The 16,482-nt window shown below is 49.8% G+C and carries 16 protein-coding genes; 6 read left to right on the top strand and 10 right to left on the bottom strand.

Annotated features, from left to right (window positions below; genetic code table 11):
- Positions 1 to 129: 129 nt before the first annotated feature.
- A complete protein-coding gene (locus tag OO017_RS09310; protein ID WP_266052208.1) occupies positions 130 to 705 on the bottom strand; it encodes an L-threonylcarbamoyladenylate synthase in 576 nt (191 codons plus the stop codon).
- A gap of 86 nt (positions 706 to 791) precedes the next feature.
- Positions 792 to 1,193, bottom strand: a complete 402-nt coding sequence (mce, locus tag OO017_RS09305) for a methylmalonyl-CoA epimerase (protein WP_266052207.1) — start codon at positions 1,191 to 1,193, stop codon at positions 792 to 794.
- Positions 1,194 to 1,311: 118 nt separating this feature from the next.
- Here mce and OO017_RS09300 point away from each other — a divergent pair, with 118 nt between their 5' ends.
- The 4 genes from OO017_RS09300 to OO017_RS09285 all read left to right on the top strand — a co-directional run bounded on the left by OO017_RS09300 (position 1,312) and on the right by OO017_RS09285 (position 3,793).
- A complete protein-coding gene (locus OO017_RS09300; RefSeq protein WP_266052206.1) occupies positions 1,312 to 2,526 on the top strand; it encodes an IscS subfamily cysteine desulfurase in 1,215 nt (404 codons plus the stop codon).
- A 92-nt stretch (positions 2,527 to 2,618) separates the two neighbouring features.
- A complete protein-coding gene (iscU, locus tag OO017_RS09295; RefSeq protein ID WP_266052205.1) occupies positions 2,619 to 3,032 on the top strand; it encodes a Fe-S cluster assembly scaffold IscU in 414 nt (137 codons plus the stop codon).
- Between the two features lie 14 nt (positions 3,033 to 3,046).
- Positions 3,047 to 3,454 (top strand): hypothetical protein, encoded by a 408-nt coding sequence (locus tag OO017_RS09290; RefSeq protein ID WP_266052204.1) that lies wholly within the window; start codon positions 3,047 to 3,049, stop codon positions 3,452 to 3,454.
- Positions 3,455 to 3,466: 12 nt separating this feature from the next.
- The gene (locus OO017_RS09285) at positions 3,467 to 3,793 is read left to right on the top strand and encodes a HesB/IscA family protein (RefSeq protein WP_266052203.1); all 327 of its coding nucleotides are present in this window, start codon (positions 3,467 to 3,469) and stop codon (positions 3,791 to 3,793) included.
- An 87-nt stretch (positions 3,794 to 3,880) separates the two neighbouring features.
- On the opposite strand, the gene OO017_RS09280 is transcribed toward OO017_RS09285, so the two are convergent.
- From OO017_RS09280 to OO017_RS09245, 8 genes are all read right to left on the bottom strand, one after another.
- Positions 3,881 to 4,720: a thermonuclease family protein gene (locus OO017_RS09280; RefSeq protein ID WP_266052202.1), complete on the bottom strand. Its 840-nt coding sequence runs from the start codon at positions 4,718 to 4,720 to the stop codon at positions 3,881 to 3,883.
- A 95-nt stretch (positions 4,721 to 4,815) separates the two neighbouring features.
- Positions 4,816 to 6,828 carry a tetratricopeptide repeat protein gene (locus OO017_RS09275; RefSeq protein ID WP_266052201.1) on the bottom strand — a complete coding sequence of 671 codons (2,013 nt, stop codon included), beginning with the start codon at positions 6,826 to 6,828 and terminating at the stop codon, positions 4,816 to 4,818.
- A gap of 141 nt (positions 6,829 to 6,969) precedes the next feature.
- Entirely contained in the window at positions 6,970 to 10,623 is a 3,654-nt protein-coding gene (locus tag OO017_RS09270; protein WP_266052200.1) for an AAA family ATPase, read from the bottom strand.
- Complete coding sequence (locus OO017_RS09265; RefSeq protein ID WP_266052199.1) at positions 10,620 to 11,102, bottom strand: hypothetical protein; 483 nt, start codon at positions 11,100 to 11,102, stop codon at positions 10,620 to 10,622. The genes OO017_RS09270 and OO017_RS09265 overlap by 4 nt, the downstream gene beginning before the upstream one ends.
- A 5-nt stretch (positions 11,103 to 11,107) precedes the next feature.
- Complete coding sequence (locus OO017_RS09260) at positions 11,108 to 12,073, bottom strand: hypothetical protein (protein ID WP_266052198.1); 966 nt, start codon at positions 12,071 to 12,073, stop codon at positions 11,108 to 11,110.
- Positions 12,074 to 12,145: 72 nt separating this feature from the next.
- On the bottom strand, positions 12,146 to 13,375 hold the full coding sequence (locus tag OO017_RS09255) for an exonuclease SbcCD subunit D C-terminal domain-containing protein (protein ID WP_266052197.1): 1,230 nt from the start codon (positions 13,373 to 13,375) through the stop codon (positions 12,146 to 12,148).
- A 193-nt stretch (positions 13,376 to 13,568) separates the two neighbouring features.
- Complete coding sequence (locus OO017_RS09250; protein ID WP_266052196.1) at positions 13,569 to 13,976, bottom strand: rhodanese-like domain-containing protein; 408 nt, start codon at positions 13,974 to 13,976, stop codon at positions 13,569 to 13,571.
- Between the two features lie 100 nt (positions 13,977 to 14,076).
- Entirely contained in the window at positions 14,077 to 14,382 is a 306-nt protein-coding gene (locus tag OO017_RS09245) for an ArsR/SmtB family transcription factor (protein ID WP_266052195.1), read from the bottom strand.
- 284 nt (positions 14,383 to 14,666) lie between these two features.
- Here OO017_RS09245 and OO017_RS09240 point away from each other — a divergent pair, with 284 nt between their 5' ends.
- Together OO017_RS09240 and OO017_RS09235 are read left to right on the top strand one after the other, a co-directional pair.
- Positions 14,667 to 15,953: a T9SS type A sorting domain-containing protein gene (locus tag OO017_RS09240; protein ID WP_266052194.1), complete on the top strand. Its 1,287-nt coding sequence runs from the start codon at positions 14,667 to 14,669 to the stop codon at positions 15,951 to 15,953.
- 67 nt (positions 15,954 to 16,020) lie between these two features.
- The gene (locus OO017_RS09235; protein WP_266052193.1) at positions 16,021 to 16,446 is read left to right on the top strand and encodes a hypothetical protein; all 426 of its coding nucleotides are present in this window, start codon (positions 16,021 to 16,023) and stop codon (positions 16,444 to 16,446) included.
- Positions 16,447 to 16,482: the final 36 nt, after the last annotated feature.

Genomic DNA, 16,482 nt, shown 5'->3' with positions numbered 1-16,482 from the left:
CCTGAGGCACAAAAATACGTATAACCGGCTCAATTCCGAAAAAGGCTATACTTTAAGCTAACTACAAATTGGTAAACAGCGCTTTATACTTTACCGAAAGAAGTATAAAGTATGATTTTATACTTTCCTTTAGTCCCTGATGATGCTTTGGCTGCCGTCTTCCTCTACTTTAACGATGCGGGATGGCCTGGAGGCCATGTCATCTTCACGGCGCCAGTTTACCACAAAATCAACACGCTCTTTTATTATATCGCTGACGTCGGCAAAGGTTTTCGGCGATGGCTCCCCACTTATATTAGCCGAGGTAGACACGATCGGCCTGCCCACCTGCCGGATGAGGCGGTGGCAAAACTCTTCAGACGTTACCATGCGTATGGCCACGGTTCCGTCTTCGGCCAAAACCTCTTTGGGCAGGTTCTGCGGGTTTGGGAACACATAAGTAGTTGGCCGCTCCTGCTTTCTTACCATTTCCTCAAAACCCTCCGGCAAATCTTTAATATAATGCTGCAGCATCTCCTGATCAGCCACCAGCAAGATCATCGCCTTCGACTCCTCACGCTCCTTTATCTTGAAGATCTTGCGCACGGCCTCTGCGTTTTCGGCGTCGCAGCCTATACCCCACACTGTATCGGTTGGGTACAGGATCAAGTTGCCCAGCAGCACCTCTTCCTCCGCCGCCTGTACTTCCTTTATTAACTGGCTCATAGTTTTAGTTTTTTTGTTGGTTGCCCGTTATTAGCTACTTCTAAAAAACTGGCTTCAAAAGTTATACTTTACTCACGGACAACAAGCTACCTGATTTCCTGCGTCAGCTCTACCAGCACGCCATTAGCGCTTTTCGGGTGTACAAAGCACACCAGCTTGTTGTCGGCACCTTTCTTGGGCTGTTCGTTCAGAAGTATAAAGCCCTCTCCTTTCAGCCGCTGCATCTCTGCATAAATATCCTCCACCTCAAAAGCGATGTGGTGGATACCTTCGCCGCGCTTCTCCACAAACTTGCTGATGGCGCTCTCGGGAGTGGTGCCCTCCAGCAGTTCTATCTTGGTGCCGCCCACTTTAAAGAAAGAGGTATTCACGCCCTCCGACTCCACATACTCCGTTTTATAGGGCTCCACGCCCAGTAATTTAAAGTACAGCCCGTTGGCCTCACTGAAGTCTCTGACAGCTATTCCTATATGTTCTACGTTTTTCATTTCGTGTTTGTAATTAGTCTAAGTAAAGAATTTTTGCTATTTTTGCACTGGATTCAAAACTAATAATTTCTTCAAACTGTTTAGCTAACAGGACAAAACAAGAAACCGAATAGTTACTATGCTAACACTACCGATATACTTAGATAACAATGCCACTACGCCGCTAGACCCGCGTGTGTTGGAGGCTATGATGCCATACATGACAAACATGTTCGGCAACGCTGCTTCCCGCAACCATGCTTTTGGCTGGCAGGCTGAAGAGGCTGTAGATTATGCCCGTGAGCAGATCGCGGCGCTGATCAACTGTTCTCCTAAGGAAATCATCTTTACCTCAGGCGCTACAGAGTCTGACAACCTGGCGCTGAAAGGCGTTTTTGAGATGTACGCCTCTAAAGGCAACCACATTATTACGCTTACCACCGAGCACAAAGCCGTACTGGACCCTTGTAAGCACATCGAGAAAATGGGCGGAAAGGTTACCTACCTGCAGGTAGATGAGAAAGGCCTTATCAACCTGAAGGAACTGGAAGAAGCCATTACCGACAAGACAATCTTGATCTCGGTGATGTATGCCAACAATGAGATTGGCGTTATCCAGCCTATCCGCGAGATCTCTGCCATCGCCAAAAAGCACGGTATCCTGTTCTTTACAGACGCTACGCAGGCTGTAGGTAAAATTCCGGTAGACGTAGAAGCGGATGGCATTGACCTGATGGCTTTCTCTGCCCACAAAATGTATGGCCCTAAGGGTGTTGGTGCGCTTTATGTACGCCGCAAGAACCCACGTGTTAAAGTAACTGCCCAGATGGACGGTGGCGGACACGAGCGCGGCATGCGTTCCGGTACGCTGAATGTTCCTGGTATTGTTGGTTTAGGCAAAGCTGCCGAAATCGCCAAACAGGACATGGAAGCCGATACCAAGCGTATCGCGGCCATGCGTGACAGACTGGAGCGTGAACTGACTACTATAGAAGAGTCTTACGTAAATGGTTCTACGGAGCACCGTTTACCACATGTGTCCAATATCTCGTTTAAGTATGTAGAGGGCGAAGGCCTGATGATGGGTGTGAAAGACCTGGCAGTTTCTTCAGGATCAGCCTGTACTTCTGCCTCACTGGAGCCATCGTATGTACTGAAGGCCCTTGGCCTGAGCGATGACCTGGCTCACTCTTCCCTGCGTTTCGGCTTAAGCCGATTCACAACCAACGAGGAAATCGACTACGCGATTGACCACGTGAAAGAGGCGGTTGCTAAACTTCGTGAACTCTCTCCTCTGTGGGAAATGTTTAAAGAAGGTATTGACCTGAACTCAATTGAGTGGGCAGAACACTAAGATTTTAATTAATAATGGATAGTGAGTAATGAATAATTACTCAACCTTTTAATTAGTCCTTCATCATTAATAACTTGTAATTATAAAAAGCTATGGCTTATTCAGATAAAGTAATCGACCATTATACAAACCCGCGCAACGTGGGTACACTAGATAAAGCAAAGAAAAACGTTGGTACTGGCCTTGTAGGTGCCCCTGAGTGCGGCGACGTAATGCGCCTGCAGATTGAGGTGGACGAGAATCAGGTGATCACCGACGCCAAATTCAAGACATTTGGCTGTGGTTCTGCTATCGCCTCTTCTTCTTTGGCTACTGAGTGGCTGAAGGGCAAAAGCGTTGATGAGGCACTGGCCATCGACAACATGGCGATTGTGGAGGAGCTGGCCCTGCCGCCGGTTAAGATCCACTGCTCTGTACTTGCAGAAGATGCCATCAAAACAGCTATCAACGACTATAGAGTAAAGAACGGCCTTCCAGAGCTGGAAATGCCGAAGTCTCACCACTAAAAAACCCAGACTCTATGGAGTCAACTACGGATGTGCACGTGGAGAGTGCCCGTATTCAGAAGCAGATTGAGCACCACTTAGGCATAAGCGGGAGCAGTCTGCTTTTTGAATTCCGGCAACTCGACAACAAAACGCGCCTTGACCTGATTACGGTGAACCCGCGCCACCAGCAGTCTTTCCTGTTCCATTCTGAAGAGGGCTATGACCGCCTGGATGTGCTGCGTAAGATGCTGGCCTACGTGCAGAACTACCGCGATCAGGAGAGCTCATTTACAGTACAGTGGATGGCTCGCGATGACAAGGAGCTGAATACTTCTTACTTCAGGGCCCGTAATATGTATGAGGCGCTGGATAAGTTATACTTTGGCCGGGACATGAACACCATCACTGTTTTCAGCGTGGTGCTGAACCCGGTCTCCTAAATTAATAATGTTATGATCACAGTTTCAGATAAAGCAAAAGAGAAGGTATTAAAGCTGAAGCAGGATGCGCAGCTCGACGACTCGTTCCGCTTGCGTGCCTCTGTTGCGGGTGGTGGATGCTCCGGCCTGTCTTATAACCTCGATTTTGACGACGAGGTGAAACCAATGGACCAAGAGTTTGAAGACAAGGGCGTGAAGGTTGTGGTAGACATGAAAAGCTTTTTATACCTGGCCGGAACAGAGCTTGATTTCTCTGACGGCCTGAACGGCAAAGGCTTTTTCTTCAATAACCCGAATGCCACGCGTACCTGCGGCTGCGGCGACAGCTTCTCTGTGTAAACAGCTAAGATTTATAGTTACTTAAAAGGCTCTACCGCAGCGGCAGAGCCTTTTTTTATACTTGTGCGACTCTACTTTTAAAGTATACTATTGACTGCAGGTTTTATCAGCACGCCGCCCATGCTCACGTATAGCCGCAGCCTCTGTGATTTTGATGATCTCTTCCTTACAACGTTTCAGCACGTGGCAAGCGCTGTCGTAGTGGTAAACAGAGGAGTTGCTGCTGTTGCAAAGGTAAACTGTACGCTTAGTTGCCCCGGCAGGTATAGGTGCATTGGGTGTGTTAGCGGCAGAGTTGCCAGTACGCTGGTTTTTACGGAAATCCCAGGGGGCAATGGGATTAGGGTCCTGCCATAGACCACGCTTAAACCGCCGTGCATCTACTTCGGCGTTGGCCAGGTTCTGATCTTTAGAATAGGCTTTGTAGTGCCAGGCATAGCCGTTACGCACTAACTCCTCGTTCAGACTGCGGCCATCCGGAAGTATGATAGTGCCCACCGTGCGGCCATAACGATCCGTGTTGTTGACAATGAGACGCACAGTCTTCCCGAACACGAGCTCGGAAGTATACTGTTTGGCCCGCTGCCCATAGGCTTGGTTCTTCTCAGGGGTGTCAACTCCGTACAAACGAACGGTTTCTTCTTTGCCGTTACGCAGCAGCACAATGGTGTCCCCATCTTTTATACCAACAACTTTGTCGCCGGCTGTGGTGCCTGGCTGCTCCCGTGCTTCCTCAGCAACTTCGTCAGCCTCCTCTACAGCCACATCAGCATCCTCTTCCGTTGCAACCTCAGTTGCCTCTTCTTCTCCGTTGCGCTCTAGTATAGCCTGCTGCCGCTTTCTGAACTGCTCCTGCGCGTCTTTACGATCGTTTTTGCAGGAGAATAGAAGCAGAAGCGCCAGGGACAGGTACAGGAATCTTTTCATGGTCTTTTATGGGTATACTTTACATACGGAACGGCTCGCCGTCCAGCACAAAAGTATGGCTATGCACCGCCAAGAGCAAATAGGAAGGAGGTGATTTATACCAGCTCAAGCGCAGTAGCTGGTGCAGGCGTTACGCTATCAGATGGTTCTACAGCAGAAACAGCCGGTAACCTGAAGTAGAAGGTGCTACCCTGCGCAGGTTCGCTTTCTGCCCAGATGCTACCGCCGTTACGCTCTATAAAATACTGGCAAAGCTGCAGGCCTAACCCGCTACCACGCTCATCAGCGGTGCCTTTGCTGCTAATGCTGTTGCCGCTGAAGAGTGAGGTAAGCTTCTCCGGCGACATGCCGATACCCTTATCCTGCACCGTAATGGTGATATCGCTTTTGTCCAGCACAGAGGCAATGTGTATGCTGCCCCCTTTCTTGCTGAATTTGATGGCATTGGCTATGAGGTTGCGCAGCACCAAGTTGGCCATCTCTTTATCTGCGAAAAGGCAGTGGGTGTCAGCTATGTCACAGGTAAACCGGATCTCCTTGAACTCTGCCTGCGGCTCCAGTAAGCGTATGTTCTGCTGCACAAGCCCATTTAGGGCGGTGGCTTCAGGCTTTACCGTAAGTCCGCGCATCTGCACCCTGGACCACAGCAGCAGGTTATCGAGCAACCACAGCGAGTTCTGCTGGCTAGCTTCCAGGGAGGCCATAAACGGTTTCAGCTTATCTTGTGGCACGGCGCCTTTGGCTATGAGCTGCAGCAGGCCCTGCAGCGAGGTAAGCGGGCTTTTAAGGTCGTGGGCAATAACAGAGAAAAGCTTATCCTTCACAGAATTGAGCTTTTCCAGTTCCTCTTTCTGCTCACGCAACAAGGCAGCCTGGCCGGCAAGTTGTTCCTTTTGCAAAGTGAGGGCCGTACTGTGCTCCAGCACATCCGTGTTCTTTTGCACCAGCAGATCGTTGAGGCGGTGCATGCGCCGACGGCCCAGGAAGAAAACCACAGCCAACACACCAACCAACAGCAGCAAAGCCCCGGTAAAAAGCTGGGCCGTGTTTCTGCGCTCTATCATTTGCTGTTGCAGGCTGGTTTGGGCTTTCAGCAACAGGTTTTCCTGTGCGGCTTTCTCATTTTCATACTTAAACTCTAACTCGGCCAGCTGCGTTTTCGCCACGGTAACCTGTACACTGTCCTCATACTGGTTCTGGAGCGTCAGGTAGCGGTGGGCGTTTTTGTAGTCGTCTAACTTTATATAAAGTTTGTTCAGCATTTCAGCCGCTAACTTTACTTCATTCTTGGAGTTTAGCTGCTGCACCAATTCCACATTCTGAAGCGCATAAGGCAGGGCCATTTCCGGTTGCTCTGCTACGATGTATGCTTCGGCTAACCCGCTCAGCGAGTAAGCCTCATCCATGGTGCTGCCAACTCTTCTGGAGATGTTTAAGGCCTTATGGTGATAGTTCAGGGCTTTCTCCCAGTCTCCTTTTTCGGAGTAGATAAAACCAATGTTGTTTAAGCTGATAAGTGCCCCGGCAGACTCCTTTGATTTCATAAGTTGCAGGCCACGTAAAGTATAATCAAGTGCTTTATCCAGATCCTTCTGCTCCTGGTAAATACCGCCCAGGTTACTAAGCGCAAGTGCAACAGCCATAGTATCCTTCAGGGCTATGGATATTTCCATCGACTTAGTGTAAAGACCAATGGATTTTTCATGATCTCCTTGCGAGGCAAAAACGGTGGCTATGTTGTTGTAAGTGGCGCTCAGGCCAGCCGAGTCGCCTATAGTCTCTCTTATGCGCAGTGATTTGTAGTAGTAGTTGCTCGCCTCGCTATAATTGCCATAGATATCATAGGCCACGCCAACATTATTATAGGCAAGCGCCAGTGCTTTCTGGTTTTTCAACTCATGGGCTAAGGCTATAGCCCTGTTGCCATACTTTAGAGAAGTGCTGAAGGAGGAGTTCCAATACTGCTTGCTAAGCTCACAGAGCAGAAATACTTGTTCGTCTGCATCGTGTGTGTTGGCCAGTTTTGACTTTAGGTCTGTAATTTTATCGGATTGGGCTTGAACCGACGAAAAGGCCAGCAATAGGCTTAAAAGTATGATTTGTTTCATTTGCAGTATATTGCCTTCCTCAAATATACAATTTTTTGTCAATAATATATAGAAATATACTTTTAAGCTACTCTGTAACTGACAGATAAAACAAGGGTTGAACATTAATCCAGCCTAAGGCAAGGCTGCCCAAGTGCCGGTTTAGAGCCCTACTACCTCTACCTTGCTAACGCCGCCGGCCTGTCGCTGAACCTTGATTTGGGTGCTGATGCGCTCCTTCAGCGCCTCCACGTGCGAGATGATGCCGATCATCTTGCCGCTGGCCTGCAGGTTCTCTAACGTGGAGATGGCAGAGTCCAGCGTTTCTGCATCCAGTGTACCGAAGCCCTCATCTATAAACAGGGAGTTGATCTGCGTGCGCCGGCCAGCCAGGTCAGATAGCCCAAGAGCCAACGCCAGGCTAACCAGAAAGCTCTCGCCGCCGGAGAGTGTGTTCATCGGGCGAACAGCCTCTGCCTGGTACATATCCACGATCAGCAGTTCCAGATCCTCAGCCGAGGATTTAAGGATGCGATATCGGTCATTAAGCTTTTGCAGGTGTCGGTTGGCCAATTCCACCAGCCTTGCCAGGGTAAGCCCCTGTGCAAAGCGGCTGAACTTGTTGCCGTCGGCAGAGCCAATCAGGTCGGCCAGTTGCGACCAGCGGTGGCATATTTGCTGTTGTGTTTTCAGTTGTTCGGCCAGTTCCCGGTTCTTCTCCCGTTGCTGCGCATCCTGCTCCAGTAGCTGCTGGTGGCGTGCACGCTGTGATATGAGTTCCCGCTGGTGCTCTGCTTTCTGCCGGTGCTGTTCCTGCAGGGTTTCCATACTTTCATCGGTCAGCTGCTTTTGCTGTAGCTGTGCCAACTCCTGCCGCACATCGCTGAGGCTTTTGCGAAGCTCGGTCAGGTGCTTTTCTGTTTGAGTTTTCAGGTTGGCCAGGCGGTCGGCTTCGTCGCGGTGGAGCAGCATCTGGCTCAGGGCCTCAATCGTTTCGATACCTTTTTGCTGCAGCACATGCAGCAGCCCCTGCCGCAGCTCTTCCAGTATAGACTTGTTCTGCTGATGCTTCTGCAGGCACTCCGTCTGCCGGGCGCGGGCCTCCTGCAGTTCCTGTTGCTTCTGCAATTGGGCTCTACGGGCCTCCTCGGCCTGTGCGGCACGAGCATTCAGTTCCTGCCGTGCCAGTTTCCGCTCCTGCTCGGTGTCTTTATCGCCGAACAAAGTATGGCGCTCGGCTTTAAGCTGTGTCAGCTGCTCGTGCTCTTCTTTCAGCGCCTGCTTCCGCTCCTCCTGCTCTTTCAGTTTCTGCGTTTCGTTGGCTTTTAGGTTCTTCACCTCCGTATTCAGCTCCACATACTTCCCACGCATACTTTCCAGTGCCTGCTGCTTCTGGGCATAAGCCACCGACTGCTGTTCCAGTGTCTGCAGCAAGGTATGGCGCTCCTCGGCTTTATACTTTTGCCCGAAGGTGGCGGCGAAGGACTCGGCGGTTTCGGTTTGCGCCTGCTGTTGCTCCTGCTCATCGGCAAGTATAAGTTGTAGCTTCTGCAGCTGCGTTTGCAGTAAATTATCGGAAGCCTGCAGCTGGTTAAATGTGGACTGCGCCTGCACCTGGAACTCCCGCAGCTTCTGGTTTTGCTGGTTTATACTTTCCAGTTCGCGGCTTAAACTCCGTGCCTGTACCAGTTGCTGCTGCAGCGCCGTGGCCGAAGCCTGCTGCGCCTGCTTTAGCTGCTCCAGCTGCTTAACATCAGCTATACTTATATTTTCCGAGAACCCCTCTGACAGCTGCTCAAAGGTATGGATCAGGCGCTTCAGCTCATTTTCCGCTTCAGATTTGGCTGTAATCCCGAGCTGTTGTTTCTGCTCCAAGGAAGCTAACTGCAACTGCAACTGGTTTATACTTTGCTCCAGCTCTTTTACCAGCACCTGCTGCTTGTCACGTTTTTGCACCTCCTCCGGCAGGTCAGAAGTGTAGCTGTCTTCTATAAAAGGATGGTGCGTAGAGCCGCAGAGCGGGCAAGGCTCGTCTTGGGTTAAGGTATGGCGTGCCTCCTCGTACTGCTGGATCTGCTGCTGCAGCTGCACTAGTTTCTGCAGCGTCTGCAGGTGCTCCTCGGCCTGTTTATACTTTGTGTGGCTGTCCTGAAGTTTTATACTTGCTTCCTTCGCCTGCTGTGCGAGCTGCGCCAGGTGCTCATTTATACTTCTAAACTTCTGCTGATGCCCCGCGTGCTGCTGCGCCAGTTCCTGCAGGCGCTCATACTTAGCCACCACCGCTGGCTGGCTCTGCGCCGCCTGCTCCAGCTCCTCCATACTTTTATCGGCCAGAATACTTTGCAGCGCGGTTAACTTTTCTTCTTTCTGCTGTTGCAGCTGTGTCTGCTGCGCTTTTTGTTGCGCCTGTTGCTCCTGAAGGTCAGATAGCTGCTTTGCCTCCCGCTGCCGCTGCTGGTTCAGTTCCTGCCGCTCCTGCTGGTTGCGTTTGATGCGCTGCTCCACCTCCTGCAGGTCGCGGAGGGTGGCTTTGAACTCCGGCAAGTGCTCTTTCAGGTCCTGCAGCTGCGCATGTTGCTCCAGCCAGCTTTTTATACTTGTAGCCTCCTGCGTCAGCTTATCCAGCTCCTGTTGCCTGGTTTGCAGTTGAGCCTGCTCCTGCTGCTGTTGCTGTTCAAAACTTACATAGGCATTCTTGTTTTTCGCGTAAGAGTCGCGGATGGTGTTGAGTTGATGATCCAGCCGGGCTACCTGCGCCAGCAGCGGCTCCAGCTTTTGCAGCTGCTCCTCCTGCTGATGGTGCGCTCTGGTGGCTTCTGTAGCTATCTTACCTGCGGCTTCCAGTTCCGTTTCCAGCACCGGCACACGCTTTTGCAGTGTCTGCAGCTGCTCCTGCACCTCGGTTACTTTGCTGTTGGCGCTGCGGATTTCGGCCAGCTCGCCCACAAACTGGTGCGCCTGCTCATGCTGCTGCAGCTTGGTAAACTCTGGCTGCAGCTGTGCCAGTTTCTGCTCCTGCACCTGCAGTGCCTGCTGGTGCTGCTCTTGCTTTGCGTGCAGCTGCGCCACCTGCTGCAGCCACTGCACCTTCTCCTGCAGCTTTAAAAGATCGCCCTGAAGTATGGCTTCCTGCTCTGCCAGTTCTTTTATACTTTGTTCGTAAGCCTCGCGCTGTTCCTCGGGCAGCAGCTGCGTGTTTTTCAGGAGTTGTTCCAGGCCCTCATACTTTTGCCGCTCCTGTTTCGCCTTCTCGTAGGCATACTTCGAGATTTCGGAATAGATGCCGGTATCAGTGATCTTCTCCAGCAGACTGCTACGCTCATTGGGGCTGGCCTTCAGGAAGCGCGCAAAATCGCCCTGCGAGAGCATCACCGAGCGAAGAAACTGGCTATAGTCAAGGCCGCAGAGTTCGGCCACCTTACCCGGCACCTCGCTTGGTTTCAGGTCAAACAGTTCATCCTCGTCAAAAGCATACAGCTCCATGTGCACCGGCTGTATGTTACCTTCCACCTTGCCCCGACTGCGGCGCAGGTGCCACTTGGAGCGGTAACGCTTACCATTCGCCTCAAACTCTACCTCCGAATAGCATTCGGGTGTGTGGCGCGTCATCAGTTCCAGCGGTTTGTCGTTGCTGTGGCGGTGCACCAGCCCGTACAAGCCTACCGTAATTGCATCCAGAATGGTGGTTTTGCCCGCGCCTGTGGGGCCGGTGATGGCAAACAGCCCGGCCTCCGCCAGCGGACTCAGGTCGAAACGGATCTCATGCTCACCTTTCAGCGAGTTCAGGTTCTGGAAGCGTACGGAGAGGATTTTCATGGGTGAACTGTAGGTAATTCAGAAGGAAAGCTTTGCTTAATAAGCTCAGCTAGTTTTCGTGTGTCTTCAGTGTTCGTTCTGAAGTTTAAGGTGTAAATGAGGCTACTATCTCTGTATAGAAGCAACTTGCTGTACCCAAGCGGTAACAGCATATCAGTTTTCCACCAGACATCCCTCATCACATAGTCTTTCCGTTCTGGCGCAACGATAGCATTATCTACTTTTGACAAGTTAACGGTCTGTTTTCGCAGCATGGGACGGAAGTAGTAAAAGCTGAGAATACCTTTATCGAAGGTTACTTTACTGTCGTAGGCATTGAGCAGAAAGTGCAGCAGCAAACCTGTCGGAACTCCACCTGCTATAGTGATCAGCCAGTTTTCTGTGAAAGCAAAGGCAAGAGCAGCCACAACCAATGTTTTAGGTATGATACCATAAACACTCAGGGGTAATCTAGTCTTAAATTTATCGGTGGCTTTCATGATATCTATACTTGAGTTGATACTCCTAACTTTGCCTTTCTTTTAGCTTTAATAGCACTTATAAGACTGCTAAACATACTATCGTTCATCAAACCAGACTGAAAGCGGTGTATTCTGAAATCTGTAGTAATAACTTTTAAGGCAGTCTCCTGCTTAGGTTGAGTCTCAGTGGTAACATGATTTATACCCTTTATTAAAAAAGGCTTTCTCCACCATGGGAAGAGGTAATTCTTAACGATCAAGTGGTTCTCACCTAGTAAAAAATAATGGCTCTGTCGGACGAGAATAAAGTAAAATGCTAGAGCAAGCACTAAGAAAATGCCTCTTAAAATGAACGGAGCCTCTAAAAAGATAGCAACATAGATTAGGAGCAATACAAGAGGAGAAAAGATGTAGTAGTTAGCAAACTTGTAAGGAGGCTGCCTATATTCTTGGAAATCCTCTAAATAGAATTGCAGAGACTCCTCCTGCGTAAAAGTAGTGGTTGAAACACGAAAAGAAGAAGTTTGTCCTTTTAAAAAATTGCTCAGATTGCTAAGGTTAGTCCTTATCAGACTTCCATTCCAATAGTGCTCTACAAATATAGTATACTCTGTTCCAGTCTTCAAAACGATGGAACTTGCTTCAACATAATCATAAGACATTATCAAAAAGTAAGTTGTATGTTTACTTCGTACCCTTATCTTTTTAATTTCAGCAAAATCTATACTTTCATTGCCAATCCGGATTCCTTTTCCATCAATTTCAATTTGCGGGGATTTACTAATGTAAAAGTAAAATGTGTAACAGATAAAAGATATAACTAAAACAGGCATAACAATCGTAAGCCCGAAATCATCAAAATAATTTCCGCTTTTAATGTTGTCAAGAAGCGTAGAAATGCCAGCGTACAAACCCAACAGAAACGGAAGAACCAGCAATAGTAGGAAGTATAGTTTATAATTAAATCTGGTTCTGAATACGCTGCTCATACTTTGTATTATTTATTCTCAATAGAACCAGACGCTCGCGTGACCTTCAGACACTGTGAGCGTCTCTACACTTTAACTCTCCCGCTCCTGCCCCATCAACTCCAGCAGCTCCGAAAAAGTGGCCACCAGTTCCGAATGATCTGCGTCGGGGAAGGCGCTTTGGCAGCGTTTCAGGAATACGTCCTTCTCGCGGAGGGTGTGCAGGTCGGACTCCTCCTGTACTTGCTGCTCCAGGGTTTGCGTGGTTTTTTGGATGATCGGCGGGCGGTGAATGAGCAGCTGCAGCTCATCTTTTTTCAGGCTCAGCACCTCCTCGAGCTGCTGGTTCAGGTCGGGCAAGTGCGACTCCAGTTCCAGTTGCAGTTCGGCCCAGGCTATTAATGTATAAGCACTGTTGTCGTAGATGGAGAGCTGCTGCTTCACCTTCTCCAGCGGCCCTTTAAAGCGCACCAGTTTACGGCAGCAGGGTATCTCCAGCTCGCGCAGGTCGGCCAACTTGCCCTCCTCAAAGTCAAGTATAAAAACCACCTTTTTATCGGTTACCTCGCTAAAGCTGAGCGGAATGGGCGATCCGGAATAGCGGATGTGGTGCCTTTTGTTTACTAACTGCGGGCGGTGCAGGTGCCCCAAGGCTACGTAGTCAAACTCAACCGGAAACTGGTCTGCCCCGATCTGGCCGAGGTTGCCCACGTGTATCTCCTTCTCGCTTTCGGAGGCGGAGCCGCCGGCTGCAAACAAATGCCCCATGGCCACCACCGGTATACGTTGCTGCTTATACTTCTGGATGTGTGGCACAAAGGCCTCGTAATGCGCGGCTATACCTTGCTTTATACGCTGCTCGCGCTCCTCGAAACTCTCGCCCGGCACCGATAGGCGCACGTCGCGGTCGCGGAGGAAAGGCACGGCACAAACGGCCAGTTGCAACTCGCCCTGCTCGCTGTGCAGCTCAATTAGTTCATCCAAAGGATCAGAGGAGGCTCCGCCAATAACGTGGATATTGAAGTACTGCAGCAGCTCCTTCGGGGCGTTGAGCGTGGAAACGGAGTCGTGGTTGCCGCCCGTGATGATGATGTGGCGGCAGCAGGTGGCGCATACTTTCCGCAGAAAATCATAGTATAATTTTAGCGCCGTATTAGAAGGGGCTCCGTTGTCAAACACATCCCCGGACATCAGCAACACCTCCACCCGCTCCTGCTCTATGGTTTGCAGCAGCCAGTTCAGGAAATGCTGGTGTTCTTCGGTACGCTCTAAGTTAACGAGGCGCTGGCCCAGGTGCCAGTCTGAGGTGTGTAGTACGCGCATAGCTCTTCTTCTCCAATTCCGGTTCAAGATACATCAGAATATAGTAATATGGCAAGGAATTTCTGTTGATTATCGTCCTGAAGTATAAAATTGAGAAGAAGCCGCCATTGGCTTGCTTTACACTTTATTACAAAGAAAAAGGGCAGAAACAGCTACAAGCCTCTTCTGCCCTTTCTGTACAGGTTTTACACTTTTACTCCTGCCCTGCCGCGCCTGCCTCTGTTGGCAAACCTGCCTCTTTCAGATCCTGAAACCCGCCCAGGTCATAAATATATTTATAACCTGCCTGTTTCATCAACTCGGCAGCCTGCCCACTACGGTTGCCGGAGGCGCAATACAGGTAGTATACTTTATCTTTGTCCCAGTTCTTCATATCCTCCGTAAATGCACCACCACGGAAATCGGAGAGCAATGCTCCGTCCAGGTGGCCGCTTTCATACTCTTCCGGAGTGCGCACATCCACCAGCACCGTCTTGCTGTTCATGTTTTGCTCCTTAAACTCATTGGGGGTCAATTTCTGCACTTGGGCTGGGCCTTGCTGCGGAGTGCCCGCACAGCTAAACATAATGGCTGCCAGTAAGCTGATAACTAAGATTCTCATGGTTTTTATACTTTTGGTGAAATATAGCATCTGTAAATATAAGCATCCTCTGGCGTTAAACTTCTTTTCCTGGGTGCTAATATCTGCCTTTGCCCTGCTGTTAAAAGTTTTTGCAGCCATTGATACAGCTGATGATATTAGTGATGGCAGAATCGGTGAGGGAGTAGTAAACGTGCTTGCCTTGGCGCTGGGTATCTACCACCCCCTTGTCGCGCATATTGGTGAGGTGGTGCGACAACAGCGACTGCTCTACCTGCAGCACCTCCTGTAGCTGGCTCACGGTCAGGCGTTCACGCTGCTCCAGGAGGTCTATAATACTGATACGGACCGGATGCGCCACACACTTCAGCACGTATGCCGCCCTCTCCAGTTTCTTCTGTTCCACCCGAACTTTTAAGGTACTCATGTAAAGGAATATTAGGTTGAGCTTATACATGAACATATTTTCATGTACGCCCTTTTACTACACCTCCCACCCGCTTATAGTTCCTGTTTGTAGTCCATTTAAGTCAATTTGAAGTGTAATGCATACTTACAATTTCAGAGTGGCACCTATTCAAATTATCCTACAAATTAATCTATAAAAATATTAATAATACCATTGAACTATAAAGGGAAACTTAAAGTTGGGGCTAATATTGACCTCACTATCATAAACCCTGACCATTAACTGTTTATCCTTGCTTTTAAATGAAAACACTCTTTACACTTACCAGGCGCATCTCTGCCCTGTGCTGTGCCTTTCTGGTTGTGTCAGCAGCTGCTCAAGCCCAGATAGGCATGGGGCCACGCCAGAATAGTTATACCCAGAACTTTGATGAGTTGCCCGCTACCGGTAAAGCCACCTGGAAAAACGGCCAGGAATATTTGCCAGGCTTGGCCGTATACCGTTCTAAAAATGACACTATCATTACGGCTAATACAGGCCAAGCCAATACTGGAGGGCTCTACAGCTACGGCGCTACTGGATCAACTGACAGGGCTTTGGGCTCTCTTGCGTCCACAAACGCTGGTCAGTTTACCTATAACATGCTGTTCCAAAACAACACCGGCAATACGATAAAATCGGTTGAGGTGAAGTATACAGGAGAGCAGTGGCGCATCTCAAATGCTACAGCCCCACAGCATGAGCTTTCTTTCTGGTATGCCATAACTAGTGATCCAGCAAGTGTCAGCACCATTCCTACTAACAACAAAGGCTGGACAGAGGTGCCGGAATTAAAATTCTACGGGCCAAAGTTTTACCTCACAGGTGGACCTCTTAACGGTAATGCTGCTGAAAACAAAGCGTTGCTACAACACATGCTGCAAATAGAGGTGCCGGCAGGCTATTACCTGATGCTGCGCTGGAAAGACGCTGACGAGATAGAGGCTGATCATGGCCTGGCAGTTGACGATGTAACAATTACCTGGTATGCCCAAACTGTGGAAGCGCCCGCCCCGCTGCCTGTTGAGCTGGCACATTTCGGAGCAAGTATAAAAGGTGCGCAGGTAGAGCTGCAGTGGCAAACTGCCAGCGAGGACCAGAACAGCCATTTTGTGGTGGAGCGGAGTCCTGATGGAAAAAGCTTTGAGGGTATTGGCCTCGTGAAAGGCAACGGCACAACCGCCCTCACAACAAACTATACTTTTGTGGACCAGGTGCCATTGGCCGGGATATCTTACTACAGGCTGAAGCAGGTGGATGAAGACGAAACTTACACTTACTCCAAAGTAATCTACCTAACTAGAAAAGTGGCCCAGGAGATTAAAGTGTACCCCACCATTACAACCAACGAGCTTCAGGTTACGTCTGACAGGCAGCTGCGCCAGATGTTTGTTGTGGATGCGATGGGCAGAAAACTGCTGGAGAAAAACCTGCATAAACCCGCATTGCAACATGCCATTGATGTAAGCAGGCTGGAGAGCGGCACTTACGTACTGGTTCTGCTGGATGAGCAAAGCAAGCGCCACACCAGCCGGTTTGTGAAGCGGTGAAATTAACTTCCGGGTGCAGGCATTACATTAAATTTTATACCTTTGGGTTAAGTCAAGCCTCAGAAAGATGAATCTATACTTTACCCCATCGGTTACGAAACAGCTTAGAAACGCAGCCTTTATACTTGCACTTTGTACCGTCGCCTCCTGCCAACCAGCAGAAACTGAGCAGCAGGAACAAGCACCAGAAGTTACTGAAGCGCCTGCGCAAACAGCAGCAGTAGCCGCAGAGAAAAGACCGGCGCCGGAATTCTTTGTGATTCCGGAGAATATGCTGAAAAAGCGTGTCTGGATTTGTGAGGATGGTGTATCGGATATTTTCCATGTGCAGCACGACTGCCCCGTGCTGATTGAGTGCCGGGGGAAAGGCACTTTCCGGAACCTGGTGCTGCCAAGGGCTATTGAAGACTACGGGCGCTATAACTGCCAGGTATGCAGCAAAGACCTGGACATGATCTTCGATAAAGATGCTGTAAGAGAGATGAACAGATAAAAAAAGTCCCCGCCTCGGCGGGGACTTTTTTTATAG

The sequence above is a fragment of the Pontibacter anaerobius genome (assembly GCF_026241195.1).
GTDB classification, from domain to species: Bacteria; Bacteroidota; Bacteroidia; order Cytophagales; family Hymenobacteraceae; genus Pontibacter; species Pontibacter anaerobius.
Note: the sequence above shows the minus strand (reverse complement) of the source record. Positions and strands in the feature narration are given on the sequence as shown.

Bases quoted from the DNA above. Each gene is read 5' to 3' on its own strand.
- OO017_RS09275 (WP_266052201.1), bottom strand. From the start codon at position 6,828: ATGAAACAAATCATACTTTTAAGCCTATTGCTGGCCTTTTCGTCGGTT.
- OO017_RS09250 (WP_266052196.1), bottom strand. From the start codon at position 13,976: ATGAGAATCTTAGTTATCAGCTTACTGGCAGCCATTATGTTTAGCTGT.
- OO017_RS09235 (WP_266052193.1), top strand. From the start codon at position 16,021: ATGAATCTATACTTTACCCCATCGGTTACGAAACAGCTTAGAAACGCA.
- OO017_RS09270 (WP_266052200.1), bottom strand. From the start codon at position 10,623: ATGAAAATCCTCTCCGTACGCTTCCAGAACCTGAACTCGCTGAAAGGT.
- OO017_RS09285 (WP_266052203.1), top strand. From the start codon at position 3,467: ATGATCACAGTTTCAGATAAAGCAAAAGAGAAGGTATTAAAGCTGAAG.
- OO017_RS09260 (WP_266052198.1), bottom strand. From the start codon at position 12,073: ATGAGCAGCGTATTCAGAACCAGATTTAATTATAAACTATACTTCCTA.
- OO017_RS09280 (WP_266052202.1), bottom strand. From the start codon at position 4,720: ATGAAAAGATTCCTGTACCTGTCCCTGGCGCTTCTGCTTCTATTCTCC.
- mce (WP_266052207.1), bottom strand. From the start codon at position 1,193: ATGAAAAACGTAGAACATATAGGAATAGCTGTCAGAGACTTCAGTGAG.
- OO017_RS09265 (WP_266052199.1), bottom strand. From the start codon at position 11,102: ATGAAAGCCACCGATAAATTTAAGACTAGATTACCCCTGAGTGTTTAT.
- OO017_RS09290 (WP_266052204.1), top strand. From the start codon at position 3,047: ATGGAGTCAACTACGGATGTGCACGTGGAGAGTGCCCGTATTCAGAAG.
- OO017_RS09310 (WP_266052208.1), bottom strand. From the start codon at position 705: ATGAGCCAGTTAATAAAGGAAGTACAGGCGGCGGAGGAAGAGGTGCTG.
- OO017_RS09300 (WP_266052206.1), top strand. From the start codon at position 1,312: ATGCTAACACTACCGATATACTTAGATAACAATGCCACTACGCCGCTA.
- OO017_RS09240 (WP_266052194.1), top strand. From the start codon at position 14,667: ATGAAAACACTCTTTACACTTACCAGGCGCATCTCTGCCCTGTGCTGT.
- iscU (WP_266052205.1), top strand. From the start codon at position 2,619: ATGGCTTATTCAGATAAAGTAATCGACCATTATACAAACCCGCGCAAC.
- OO017_RS09255 (WP_266052197.1), bottom strand. From the start codon at position 13,375: ATGCGCGTACTACACACCTCAGACTGGCACCTGGGCCAGCGCCTCGTT.
- OO017_RS09245 (WP_266052195.1), bottom strand. From the start codon at position 14,382: ATGAGTACCTTAAAAGTTCGGGTGGAACAGAAGAAACTGGAGAGGGCG.